The organism is Pseudarthrobacter sp. NPDC080039 (assembly GCF_040702335.1).
Taxonomy (GTDB): Bacteria; Actinomycetota; Actinomycetes; order Actinomycetales; family Micrococcaceae; genus Arthrobacter; species Arthrobacter enclensis_A.
The window spans coordinates 47,902-60,230 of the sequence record NZ_JBFBKY010000021.1 but is presented as its reverse complement, the minus strand read 5'-3'; the positions used below and the strand labels follow the sequence as shown (position 1 = coordinate 60,230).

The following is a 12,329-nucleotide window of genomic DNA, read 5'->3' as shown; positions in this document are numbered from 1 at the left end:
CCCAAGGTGGGGGCGGGGAACTTCCGTGAAGAGCCCACGCTAGTCGCTAAAGTGAACATCACACATTTGTGAGTCCAACAATCGGGGACCAGTTCAACCGACCAGCCGGGGCTTCGGCTTTTCAGCCACGTCCGGCCCCGCGGACCGAGGCGTTAGAGTTAAACGGCACGTCTACCACCCGAAGGAGGGGTCATTGGGAATCTTGGACACAATCCGGAATCCGCAGGACCTGAACGAGTTGACCGAGGAGCAGCTGGATCAGCTGGCTTCGGAGATCAGGGAGTTCCTGATCACGAACGTCTCCCAGACGGGCGGCCACCTCGGACCCAACCTCGGCGTCGTGGAATTGACGCTGGCCGTGCACCGCATTTTCGAATCGCCCCGTGACAGCATCGTCTTCGACACGGGCCACCAGTCCTACGTCCACAAGCTGCTTACCGGGCGCCAGGACTTCAGCACCCTCAGGCAGGAGGGCGGCCTCTCCGGCTACCCCGACCGGGCGGAATCGGAGCACGACATCGTAGAAAGCTCCCACGCCTCTTCCTCCCTTTCCTGGGCCGACGGCATCTCCCGGGCCCGCCAGCTGACGGGTGAAGGCGACCGGCACGTCGTCGCGATTGTGGGCGACGGTGCCCTCACCGGTGGAATGGCCTGGGAAGCCATCAACAACATCGCAGCGGACAAGAAACGCCGCGTAGTCATCGTCGTCAATGACAACGGCCGGTCCTACGCCCCCACTGTGGGCGGATTCGCCGACTATCTGGCTTCGCTGCGCCCCACCATCGACTCCTTCCGCGCCGCCCCCGCCTACGAAGGCGCCCTGGACTGGTGGAAGAAGAGGCTGCAGAACGGGGGCCCGCTGGGTCAGTTCACCTACAAGAGCCTGCATGCCATGAAGAAGGGCATCAAGGACTGGTGGGCACCCCAGGGCATGTTCGAGGACCTCGGCATGAAATACATCGGGCCCGTGGACGGCCATAACCTCCAGGCCATGGAGCACGCCCTGTCCACCGCCAAAAACTACGGCGGCCCGGTCATCGTCCACGCCATGACGGAGAAGGGCCACGGCTACGCGCCGGCACGGGCCCATGAAGCAGACCAGTTCCATGCCGTCGGCATCATCGACCCCGAAACCGGTGAACCCACCGGCAGCGGGGGCGCCGCCCAGTCGTGGACCTCCGTCTTCGCTGACGAGATCGCCGCCATTGCCGACGAACGCGACGACATCGTCGGCATCACCGGCGCCATGCTGATCCCGGTGGGGCTGCACAAGTTCGCGGCCAAGCACCCACAGCGCGTCATCGACGTCGGCATCGCCGAACAGCACGCGCTCACCGCGGCCGCGGGCATGGCCTTCGGTGGCCTGCACCCCGTGGTGGCCGTCTACGCCACCTTCCTGAACCGGGCCTTCGACCAGCTGCTCATGGATGTCGCCCTCCACAAGGCCGGCGTCACCATCGTCCTGGACCGTGCCGGCGTCACTGGCCCGGACGGCGCCAGCCACCACGGCATGTGGGACATGGCCATGGTCCAGATCGTCCCCGGCCTGCACCTTGCCGCCCCGCGTGACGCCACCCGGCTCCGCGAGGAACTGCGCGAGGCGGTGGCCATAAGCGACGCCCCCAGCGTGGTCCGCTACTCCAAGGGATCAGTCGGCCCCGAGGTGGAGGCCCTCGAACGGCTGAGCGACGGTGTGGACGTCCTCGCCCGCCGCCCGTCCGGCTCCACGGAAAACGACGTGCTCATCGTCAGCGTCGGAGCGATGTCCGAACTGGCCCTTGACGTGTCCGACAGGCTCGGTGCGCAGGGCATCAGCACCACCGTGGTGGACCCGCGGTGGGTCCTTCCCGTCCGCCGCTCCATCATCGCGCTGGCCTCGCACCACCGTCTGGTGGTCTGCATCGAAGACGGCGTGCGTGCCGGCGGCGTCGGCTCGCGCATCCGGCAGGAGATGCGTGCCGCCGGGGTGGACACCGCCCTGAACGAGGTGGGCCTGCCCGTCGAGTTCCTGGATCACGGCACCCGCAACCAGGTGCTGGAGCGCGTGGGACTGACCGCGCAGCAGATTACGCACGACGTCGTGGCGCAGGTTTTGGGAACAAAGGTCCCCTTTGCGCGGCCTTTGCCGGGGCAGCAGCACCCCACCACCGGCAGCCTTCCGATCCTGTGAGGGACGAAGACGAACTGAAGTACCCCGGCCCTGCGGGGGAATCCGGACCGGTTCTGCACACCACCACTACGCGCGTCCCCAACGGGCTGCAGCCGGGCCAGCTGGTGGTCTCCCGCAACAGGAAGTGGAACGGCAAGGCCCACTGGGTGGTGCCCGGGCGGTACCTGGGCGAGGACCTGCATGGGTGGTGGATCTTCCAGGGCACCAACGAGTTCTGCTCCCGCCCCGGCGCCGCCTTTTACACTCGCTCGGACGCCGTCCTGCTGGTGCCCCGCCAGGGAGACTGGGTAGCCACGTTCTACGACTCGGCGCATCCGGCCGGCGTGCGGGTCTATATCGACCTGGCGGTCGGGCACGAGTGGACGCACATCCGGCCCACCGTGACCGAGTTCCACGTGATCGATATGGACCTGGACGTCATCCGGACCGCCGCCCGGGGCGTCTTCATCGATGACCAGGACGAATTTGCGGAGCACAGCGTGTCGATGCACTACCCGGAGCGGCTGATCCAGGACATCCAGGCCGCCGCGGACGATCTTTTCCATGCAGTGACGGCGCAGCAAGCGCCATTCGACGGCACCGACGTCGAATGGTTTACCAAAGGACGCAACATATGAGCGGCATAGTCAGGGTCTACAAGCGCGACGACGAGGGCGCCCTCCAGTTCCGGGAGGCGTGGTTCGACGAGGACTACTCGCAGTTCGTCATGAACTTCGGTGCGGTGGGGCACCAAAGCAAGACGGAAGAGACGGACGTCGCTGATGCCGCCGCTGCCGAGGGCCTGCTGGACGCCTTCGCCGCACAGTGCGCGGAGGACGGATACGCCGAAATTCCCGCCGAAGAGCAGTTCTGGGTGGTGGCCCAGTTCGCGCTCAAGTCCAGGGAAGGCACCGACCGGGACCGTTACCTGGAGCAAAAGGCCAAGGACGCCCTGATCAGCCACCTGGCATGGCGCGGCCTGGGGACTGTGGAGCGCTCGGAATTCACCGACTACAAGCTCAATATCTTCTGCCTGTGCCCGGACGTGAACAAGGCAGTCAACGCCATCAAGGTCTGCATCCGCGGGGAGGACCTGGACTTCACCAAGCTCAGCATCGGCGCCGCGCCCCACAGTGACCCGGACCGCTACAGACTCAAGCACTCAGCCAAGCCCGCCAGCAGCTTCAGCCTTTAGGAGACGCTCTTGACCAGTTACCGCCGCCTCGGAAAATCGGGCCTCACCGTCTCCACCGTGGGCCTGGGCTGCAACAACCTGGGCCGGGCGAACACCGCCACCGAATCGCAGGAGGCCACTGACGCCGTCGTCAACGCCGCAATCGACGCCGGGATCACCCTGTTCGATGTTGCCGATACTTACGGACGCGAACCGGGCCTCAGCGAGACCATGCTCGGGAAGGCCCTTGGCGGGCGGCGTGGGGACGTGGTCCTGGCCACCAAGTTCGGGATGGACGCCAAGGGCGCCAATGGTCCTGACTTCGGCGCCCGCGGCTCCCGGCGGTACATCATGCAGACGGTTGAGGCCTCGCTGCGGCGGCTCGGCACCGACTGGATTGACCTCTACCAGTTCCACACCCCTGACCCGCTGACGCCCATCGACGAGACCCTGGCAGCCCTGGACACCCTTGTGCGCAGCGGCAAGGTCCGGTACGTCGGGCACTCCAACCGGTCCGGCTGGCAGATCGCACAGGCGGAATACGTGGCCCGCGAACTGGGCACGTCCCGGTTCATTTCCTCGCAGAACCACTACAACCTCCTGGACCGGCGCGCCGAGCTCGAAGTGACCCCGGCCGCCGAGGAGTTTGGCCTGGGCGTGCTGCCGTACTTCCCGCTTGCCAACGGGCTGCTCACCGGCAAGTACTCGCCGGGCCACGCACCCGAGGGGTCACGCCTCAGCCACACCCGCACCGCCATGGTGGACGAGGCCGACTGGGACCAGCTGGGAAAGTACAGCGCCTTCGCAAAGGAACGCGGCCTGACCGAGATCGAGGTTGCCTTTTCCTGGCTGGCCGCCCAACCTGCAGTGGCCAGCGTCATCGCGGGCGCCACCAGGCCGGAACAGGTCCGGCAGAATGCCGAAGCTGCAAGCTGGACCCCCACCCCGGAAGACCTCGCCGCCCTGGATGACATCTTCCCCGCGGTGCCCAAGGTGGCACTCTTCTAGGCAGCCGTGCCCGCCTACCTGCTGGATGTCGATACCGGCATCGACGACGCACTGGCCCTGGCCTACCTTGCCGCCCTTCCGGACACCGAGTTCGTGGCCGTCACGGCGACGCCGGGGAACGTCGATGCCGACCAGGTTGCACGCAACACCCTGGCGCTGCTGGAACTGTGCGGTCGGCCTGGCGTGCAGGTGGCCATCGGTGCGCGAAAGCCACTGTCCATTCCGCTGCTGACCACGCCGGAGACGCACGGACCCCAGGGCATCGGGTACGCCGTGCTGCCTGAACCGTCCGGCCGGCTTAGTCCCCGGAACGCGGTGGATCTTTGGATCGATCACGCCAGGGCCAGGCCGGGGGAGCTCACGGCGCTCATCACGGCCCCGCTGACCAACTTCGCCCTGGCACTGCGGAAGGAACCGGAACTTCCCCGCCTCCTGGCCAAGGTGGTGATCATGGGCGGCGCTTTCTACCACCAGGGCAACACCACCCCCACGGCCGAGTGGAACACCCACGTGGATCCCCACGCCGCGAAGGAGGTCTACGCCGCGTACCGGGGCCTGCCGCTGGAGAAACTGCCCATCGTCTGCTCCCTGGACACCACCGAGAGCGTGGAGCTGCACCCGGCCCACATCAAAGCCCTCGCCGAAGCGGCGGGCGCCGCCGTCCCGGAACTGGTACTCCCTGAAGACCCGGAAGGCCGTCGCAGTACCTCCGACAACACCCTCATCAGGCACCTTTCCGACGCGCTGCGGTTCTACTTCGAGTTCCACCGCCTCTACGACCAGGGGTATATCGCTCACGTCCACGACTTTTTCGCTGCCGGAGTAGCCGCCGGCACTGTGGAGTACACCGACCGCCCTGCCACCGTCGACGTCGAAACGGATTCGCCGCTCCTGGTGGGGACCACCGTGGCGGACTTCCGGGGCCTGTGGGGCGCCGCGCCGAATGCCAGGATCGTGTCCGGCAACAATCCGCAGCAGGCGTTCCGGGAGCTGGTATCCGCTGTCGGGAACCTTGCCCGGCGCGTGGGATGAAAGGCCCCCGGCGGGGAAATCGCCGGTAGAATGGGCTGCGGACCGGCCCGGCGCAGTTGCCGCCGGCTGCTGCCGAGGTGACATAGGCAGCGACACCCAGCCCGGTACTGCCGGGCAACTGCCCGCACCCAAAGGAACATTCCCCATGTCATCGTCCTCCCTGACGCTCCCGGCCCAGGAACGCCCGGCGGCCCGCCGCCGGCTGCTGGAAATCCTCGGCGCGCTGGCCATCGCAGCCACCTACGTCTACCTGGTCCTCAACCAGCCTGCAGACATCACTGGCGGCCCGGGCAGCGCCTCTGCCCTGATTGCCCTTACCGGCTTCCTCGCCGGCGCAGTGCTGCTGATCGTCGCCGTCCTGCCCACCCTGCCCGCTTCCACCCTGGTGCTGATCCCGGTGGCCCTGGTCCTCAACATCGTGCTCGGCCAGTTCGTTGGCAGCACGCTGGTGCCGTTCTACCTCGACGCCATCGGCACCGTGCTGATCGCGGTCCTGGCCGGCCCGGCCGCCGGCGCCGCAACCGGCGCCCTGGGCAGCATTGTCTGGTCCTTCTTCAACCCCACCGTGCTTCCGTTTGCCGCCAGCGCTGCGCTCATCGGCTGCCTGGCCGGGCTGGCAGCACGGTACGGCCTCTTCCGCCGGTTTTACCTGGCGCCGGTCGCCGGCTTCGTCACCGGAATCATTGCCGGCGTGGTGTCCGCGCCCGTGGCTGCTTTTGTCTTCGGCGGTACTTCCGGCGTCGCCACCGGCGCGATCGTCAGCGCCTTCCGCGCCATGGGCGACACCCTCCTGGCCGCCATCACCAAGCAGGCACTGATCTCCGACCCCATGGACAAGGCCATTGTGTTCACCATCGTGGCCCTCCTGGTCTACGCGCTGCCCCGGCGCGTACGGCAGCAGTTCCCCTTCATCCGGCGCCACCGGGTCCTCGCCGGTGACAGTGCGGCCACGAAAACCGGGCTGAACGAGCCGGCCAGCGGCAGCGCCTCCGGCCCGGCACCGGGTTCAACCCACGGGTCCGCGCGGAACGGCTGACGCTGACACCGTGACAGTATCCGCGGCAGGAGGCGCCCCGGCGCCGGCCAGGCGGGAGCGGCTCAATCCGCTGACCCGGCTGGCCGCCGCCGGAAGCACTGCGGTCATTACGACGGCGGCAGCAAGCTGGCCGCTGTCAGTTGCCGTCATTGCCGCCTGCCTTGGCCTGTCGGTGGCGGGCGGCAACGCCCGCCGCGTCGTGCCGGCCGCCGCGGCAGTCATGGTCCCGCTTGGCCTGTCACTCCTGGCGCTGCACGGCTTGTTTTTCCCCGAGGGAAGGACCGTCCTGGCGGCGTGGGGCCCTGCCCGCATCACGGCAGAGGGTCTGGACTTCGCCGGCCAACGCATCCTGCAGCTGGCGGCCGTGGTGGTGGCCCTGCTGCTGTTTTCGTTCAGCGTCAGCGTCCCGGACCTCGTAGCGGCGATGTCGGCCCGCGGAGTGCAGGGCCGGTTCGCCTTCGTGCTGGCGTCTACCCTGACCCTGCTGCCGGCCATCGGGCTGCGGGCGCGGCGGATCCGGCAGGCGCAGGAAGCCCGCGGCCTGGTCATCTCCCGGAGCCTGGTATCCAGGATTGCCGCCTTCCGGCTGCAGGCCATACCCCTGGTCCTGGCCCTGATCGAGGATGCGGGGACCAGGGCCGCCGCCCTGGAGGCGCGTGGACTGAGCAGCCCCGGGCCGCGGACCAGCTACCGGGAGGTGCCCGATTCCATTGCCCAGCGCACGGTACGGGCCATCCTGGTACTGGCGGCACTGGCAGCAGTGGTCCTCCGCGTGGTGCAGGCGGCATCGGGTGCCTGAGAGCATCACCGCGGGCGGTCCGGAGAACGCAGCCCGTACCGGCAACAGGGGCCCCTCACTCCGGCCGGTGTTGGCTGCCGGTATCCGGGACTTCTCCTTCCACGACGGGCGCGTCCCGGCACTGCGCGACATCGCTGTTTCCTTTGCGCCAGGTTCGCTCACAGCTGTCCTGGGCGGCTCCGGGAGCGGCAAGTCCACCCTGGGCCGTCTGCTTGCCGGCTGGCTGCCCCCGGGCGCCTACGGCACGCTGGCAGGGTTCCTGGAGCTGTCCGGCACCCGGCTGGAGTTCGACGGCGGCCCGCAGGACCCGCGGATCAACCCGGCCCAGTGGGGCAGGCAGGTTGGTTTCGTCCCGCAGGACCCGGCTGCCGTTCTCTCCACGGTCCGTGCCACGGTGGCCGAAGAACTGGCATTTGGCCTGGAAAATGCCGGCACGGAACCGGCAGCGATGAAGGCTGCGGTGGAACATACGGCCCGGCTGCTGGGACTTACGGGCCAGCTGGGCCACGACCCTGCGCTGCTTTCGGGCGGCCAGTTGCGGCGGCTCGCCATTGGCTGCGCCATCATTGCCGGACCTCCGGTGCTGGTCATGGACGAGCCTTTTGCCTCCCTGGACGCGGCAGGCGTGGATGACCTGGCCGCCGTGGTCCGTAGCCTCCTCAAGCACGGCACCGCCGTCGTAATCCTCAGCCAGACGGTTGAACCGTTGCTTGAGGAAGCCGGCACCTGGGTGGTGCTGTCAGGCGGGACCATCCTGGCCAGCGGGCGGCCGGGGGCAATGGGACCCACGTCAGGAGTGCTGCCGGCCGCGGTCCGGCGCGCCGGCGGGCAAGGCGGCGCCGAAGTGCAGGAGGGGGTGTCGCCGCGCATGCGCCGGCCCTCACCGCACCAGCCCGCGGCACCGGCGCTGCAGCTTCGCAACGTGTCCTTTACATACCCCCAAACGCCGGCAAGTGGAAGAACACGGCCGAAACGGCGGCCGCCCGGGAAACGCGACCGGGGGCCGCTGGTGCTGCAGGACATCTCCCTGGCCGTGCACCCCGGGGAAATCGTGGCCATCACCGGGCCCAACGGCGCCGGCAAGTCCACGCTCCTGCGCCACTTCAATGGGCTGCTGCGCCCCACCTCGGGCACGGTGGCGGTCTGCGGCACGGACATTGAAGGGACCCCGGTGGGGCGGGCCGCTGCGTTGGTGGGCCTGCTGTTCCAGCAGCCGCGCGACCAGTTGTTCGAGCGGACAGTGCGCCGGGAAGTCGGGTTCGGCTTGGAACACCTGGTTGGCCGGGCAACGGCAGAGGACCGGGGGGCCGCAGCACTCCAGGCAGTGGGCCTGGCTGACATGGCTGAAGAGCATCCAGCGGAATTGCCGGCCTCGGCCCAGCGCCTCCTGGCGCTGGCCACCGTCCTGGCCCGGAAGCCGGCCGTCCTGGCCCTCGATGAGCCGACGGTGGCGCTGGACGGCGACGGGCTGGCCCTGCTCGACGCAGCCGTAGGGTCGGCAGCGGCGGAGGGCGCCGCCGTCGTGCTGGTCACCCATGACTTGGGCTACGCACGCTCGGCGGCGCACCACATCGTGGCGCTCGACGGCGGCCGGCTGCTGCCGGCCTGACCGGCTACCCCTTGGCGGGGGCAGCGATACCCGCTGCCAGGAACCGTCTGCCGTTTACCCGCTCCGAGGCGCCCACCCGGTCCAGGTAGGGGGTGATGCCGCCCAGGAACATGGGCCAGCCGGCCCCGAGGATCATGCAGAGGTCGATGTCCTCCGGGCCGGCCACCACGCCCTCGTCAAGCATCAGGCCGATTTCTTCAGCCAGGGCATCCTGAACGCGGAGCAGCACCTGCTCTCCCGTGGAGGGGCTGGAGCCAAAGGACATCAGCTCCAGCGTCGACTCCGGGATGGCCCGGGAGCCGTCCGGGGCTGCCTCCCAGAGCGCCTTGACGTTGTTGTCGATGAGCTTCTTCAGGTTGGTGGAGACGGGGAAGCGGTCGCCGAAGGCGGCGTGCAGCGACTCCTGGACATGCTGCGCCACGGGCAGGCCCACCATGGCCAGCAGCGTGAAGGGCGTCATGGGCAGGCCCATGGGCCGCAGCGCGTTATCGGCCACCTCTGCCGGGGTGCCTTCGTCGAAGGCCGCCGTGACTTCGCCCATGAGCCGCAGCAGGATGCGGTTGACCACGAACGCGGCGGCATCCTTGACCAGCACGCCGGTCTTCTTCAGTGCCTTGGCCAGCTCGAAGGCGGTGGCGAGCACCGCATCGTCGGTCCGCGGGGCACGGACGATCTCCAGCAGCGGCATGACAGCCACCGGGTTGAAGAAGTGGAAGCCCACCAGACGCCCGGGGTGCTTGAGGTCCGCAGCCATTTCCGTCACCGAGAGGGAGGACGTGTTGGTGGCAAGAATGCACTCCGGCGCCACGATGCCCTCCAGTTCGGCGAACACCTGCTTCTTGATGTGCAGTTCCTCGAAGACCGCCTCGATCACGAAGTCGGCGTCGGCGAAGGCATCCTTGGACACGGACCCCGTCACCAGCGCCTTGGTGCGGTTGGCAGCGTCCTGGCTGACGCGCTTCTTCGCCAGCAGCTTGTCCACTTCGCCATGGACGTAGGCCACGCCCTTGTCCACCCGCGCCTGGTCGATGTCGGTCAGGACCACCGGCACCTTCAACTGGCGGGCGAACAGCAGGGCAAGCTGGCCGGCCATCAGGCCGGCGCCCACCACACCCACTTTCGTGACGGGGCGGGCCAGCTTCCGGTCGGGGGCCCCGGCGGGCCGTTTGCCGCGCTTCTGCACCAGGTCGAGGAAAGCGTAGACCGTGGAGCGGAACTCGTCCGTCTGCATGAGGTCAGCCAGGGTTTCGCATTCCAGCGCCGCGGATTCCGCTGCTGTCATGCTGCGGTTGGCCTCCAGGAGGTCCAGGACCTTCGCGGGCGCGGGGGAGGCATTGGAGGTCTTGGCTTCGACGAATTTGCGGCCGGCTTCCACCGCGGCGGTCCAGCGGGCTTCGCTGTCCGGGGAGGAGGGGTCGACGGCGTTGGCGCGCTCCGGGACCACCTCGCCGGAGATGACGCCTGCAGCCCAGGCCAGCGACTGCTCCAGGAAGTCGGCCGGCTCGAAGAGGGCGTCCGCGATGCCAAGGCCGAATGCCTGGCTGCCGGAGAGGGCGCGGTTGTTGCTGAGCGGGTTCTCGATCATGACCTTGACGGCATTTTCCGGTCCCACCAGGCGGGGGAGGATGTATACGCCGCCCCAGCCGGGCACCAGGCCCAGGAAAGCCTCGGGCAGCGCCAGGGCGCCTGCTCCGGTGGACACTGTGCGGTAGGTGGACTGGAGGGCGATCTCCAGTCCACCGCCCAGGGCAGCGCCGTTGATGAAGGCGAAGCTGGGGACGCCCAGGTTTGCCAGGGTGGCATAAACGTCGTGTCCCAGTTGGGCCATCCACAGCCCGTGCTCGCGCTTTTCCAGCGATTTCACGGCGGAAAGGTCGGCCCCGGCCACCAGGTAGTGGGGTTTGCCGGTCACGCCGACGCCCACGATTTCGCCGCGGGCTGCGCGCTCCCGCAGGCCCTCCAGCACGGTGCCGAGTTCCACCAGGGTGTTGGGGCCGAGGGTGGTGGGCTTGGTGTGGTCCAGGTCGTTGTCCAGGGTGACCAGGGCGAAGGTGCCCGGGCTTGGTTTCCCTGCGGTTGCCGGCAGGACGATGTCCTGGACGTAGGAGTGGGTGACGTTTTCGTTGGGGAAAAGGTCCGCCAACTTGCGGAAATCTGCGGCGCTCATGCCAGGGCTCCTTCGGAAACGGCAGCGGTGGTTGTGTCCTGCGAGGGGGTGCCGCTGTAGTCGGGGTGGTGCGGGTTTTCCCAGATCACGGTGCCGCCCATGCCCAGGCCCACGCACATGGTGGTGATGCCGTAGCGCACGGACGGGTCCTCTTCGAACTGGCGCGCCAGCTGGATCATCAGCCGGACACCGGAGGACGCGAGGGGGTGTCCCACGGCGATGGCGCCGCCGTAGCGGTTGACACGGGGGTCGTCGTCGGCAATGCCGTAATGGTCAAGGAAGCTCAGGACCTGGACGGCAAACGCCTCATTGATCTCGAACAGGCCGATGTCGTCGATCGTCAGTCCCGCGTTCCGCAGTGCCTTCTCGGTGGCGGGCACCGGGCCGATGCCCATGACCTCCGGCTCCACGCCCGCGTAGGCGTAGCTGACCAAACGCATCTTCACGGGCAGTCCCAGCTCGGCGGCGGTGTCTGAGGACGCCAGGACCGCGGCAGTGGCGCCGTCGTTGAGTCCCGCTGCGTTCCCGGCCGTGACCCGGCCGTGGGCGCGGAACGGCGTGCGCAGTCCGGCGAGGTCATCCAGGGTGGTGCCGGGACGGGGAGGTTCGTCCTTGCTGTGGACGGTCCAGCCTTCCCCGGGCTTCCGGGCCGCAACCGGGACCAGGTCGGGCTGGACTTTCCCGTCACGGTAGGCCGCGGCAAGCTTGTCCTGCGAAGCAACGGCGTAGGCGTCCGTGCGCTGCTTGGTGATGGCGGGGAAACGGTCGTGCAGGTTTTCGGCCGTGTTTCCCATGTTCAGGGCGGCAGGGTCCACCAGCCGCTCGGACATGAACCGCGGGTTGGGGTCAGCACCGGAGCCCATGGGATGGTGGCCCATGTGTTCCACGCCGCCGGCAATCACCACGTCGTAGGCGCCGAAGCCGATGCCGCCTGCGGTGGTGGTGACGGCGGTCATGGCACCGGCGCACATGCGGTCAATGGCAAAGCCCGGGACCGTGCGCGGAAGGCCCGCCAGCAGCGCGGCGGTGCGGCCAAGGGTAAGGCCCTGGTCACCGGTCTGGGTGGTGGCGGCAATGGCCACTTCGTCAATGCGCTCCGCCGGCAGGGACGGGTTGCGGCGCAGCAGGCCGCGGATGCACTTCACGATCAGGTCGTCGGCGCGGGTTCCGGCGTAGATTCCTTTCTCGCCGGCCCTGCCGAAGGGTGTGCGGATGCCGTCCACAAAGACGACGTCGCGGACAGTGCGCGGGGATGCGCCGTTTCCGTGCTGGCTCACGTGTTACTCCTCATCGAGACGTAGCGCGCCGGGTGCATGCCGGAAGGCGGCAGCAACCTGACGTGGGTCACACCGATG

10 protein-coding genes are annotated in these 12,329 nt (G+C 68.3%); 8 read left to right on the top strand and 2 right to left on the bottom strand.

Going from position 1 to position 12,329, the window contains the following annotated elements:
- Positions 1-193: 193 nt before the first annotated feature.
- The 8 genes from dxs to AB0313_RS17725 all read left to right on the top strand — a co-directional run bounded on the left by dxs (position 194) and on the right by AB0313_RS17725 (position 8,807).
- A complete protein-coding gene (dxs, locus tag AB0313_RS17760) occupies positions 194-2,170 on the top strand; it encodes a 1-deoxy-D-xylulose-5-phosphate synthase (RefSeq protein WP_366307160.1) in 1,977 nt (658 codons plus the stop codon).
- Positions 2,167-2,787 (top strand): YgaC family protein, encoded by a 621-nt coding sequence (locus AB0313_RS17755; RefSeq protein ID WP_174237491.1) that lies wholly within the window; start codon positions 2,167-2,169, stop codon positions 2,785-2,787. The genes dxs and AB0313_RS17755 overlap by 4 nt, the downstream gene beginning before the upstream one ends.
- Positions 2,784-3,344 carry a hypothetical protein gene (locus tag AB0313_RS17750; RefSeq protein WP_141940936.1) on the top strand — a complete coding sequence of 187 codons (561 nt, stop codon included), beginning with the start codon at positions 2,784-2,786 and terminating at the stop codon, positions 3,342-3,344. The genes AB0313_RS17755 and AB0313_RS17750 overlap by 4 nt, the downstream gene beginning before the upstream one ends.
- 9 nt (positions 3,345-3,353) lie before the next feature.
- Entirely contained in the window at positions 3,354-4,331 is a 978-nt protein-coding gene (locus tag AB0313_RS17745) for an aldo/keto reductase (protein WP_366307158.1), read from the top strand.
- A 6-nt stretch (positions 4,332-4,337) separates the two neighbouring features.
- On the top strand, positions 4,338-5,363 hold the full coding sequence (locus AB0313_RS17740; protein WP_366307156.1) for a nucleoside hydrolase: 1,026 nt from the start codon (positions 4,338-4,340) through the stop codon (positions 5,361-5,363).
- A 145-nt stretch (positions 5,364-5,508) separates the two neighbouring features.
- A complete protein-coding gene (locus AB0313_RS17735) occupies positions 5,509-6,399 on the top strand; it encodes an ECF transporter S component (RefSeq protein WP_366307154.1) in 891 nt (296 codons plus the stop codon).
- A gap of 10 nt (positions 6,400-6,409) precedes the next feature.
- Positions 6,410-7,198, top strand: a complete 789-nt coding sequence (locus AB0313_RS17730) for an energy-coupling factor transporter transmembrane component T (protein ID WP_366307152.1) — start codon at positions 6,410-6,412, stop codon at positions 7,196-7,198.
- Positions 7,191-8,807: an ATP-binding cassette domain-containing protein gene (locus AB0313_RS17725; protein ID WP_366307150.1), complete on the top strand. Its 1,617-nt coding sequence runs from the start codon at positions 7,191-7,193 to the stop codon at positions 8,805-8,807. The genes AB0313_RS17730 and AB0313_RS17725 overlap by 8 nt, the downstream gene beginning before the upstream one ends.
- A 4-nt stretch (positions 8,808-8,811) precedes the next feature.
- On the opposite strand, the gene AB0313_RS17720 is transcribed toward AB0313_RS17725, so the two are convergent.
- Positions 8,812-10,974 carry a 3-hydroxyacyl-CoA dehydrogenase NAD-binding domain-containing protein gene (locus tag AB0313_RS17720; RefSeq protein ID WP_366307148.1) on the bottom strand — a complete coding sequence of 721 codons (2,163 nt, stop codon included), beginning with the start codon at positions 10,972-10,974 and terminating at the stop codon, positions 8,812-8,814.
- Complete coding sequence (locus AB0313_RS17715) at positions 10,971-12,251, bottom strand: acetyl-CoA C-acyltransferase (RefSeq protein ID WP_307309014.1); 1,281 nt, start codon at positions 12,249-12,251, stop codon at positions 10,971-10,973. The genes AB0313_RS17720 and AB0313_RS17715 overlap by 4 nt, the downstream gene beginning before the upstream one ends.
- Positions 12,252-12,329: the final 78 nt, after the last annotated feature.

Excerpts from the sequence above, each read along its gene's own strand:
- AB0313_RS17720 (WP_366307148.1), bottom strand. The coding sequence starts at position 10,974 with ATGAGCGCCGCAGATTTCCGCAAGTTGGCGGACCTTTTCCCCAACGAA.
- AB0313_RS17750 (WP_141940936.1), top strand. The coding sequence starts at position 2,784 with ATGAGCGGCATAGTCAGGGTCTACAAGCGCGACGACGAGGGCGCCCTC.
- AB0313_RS17735 (WP_366307154.1), top strand. The coding sequence starts at position 5,509 with ATGTCATCGTCCTCCCTGACGCTCCCGGCCCAGGAACGCCCGGCGGCC.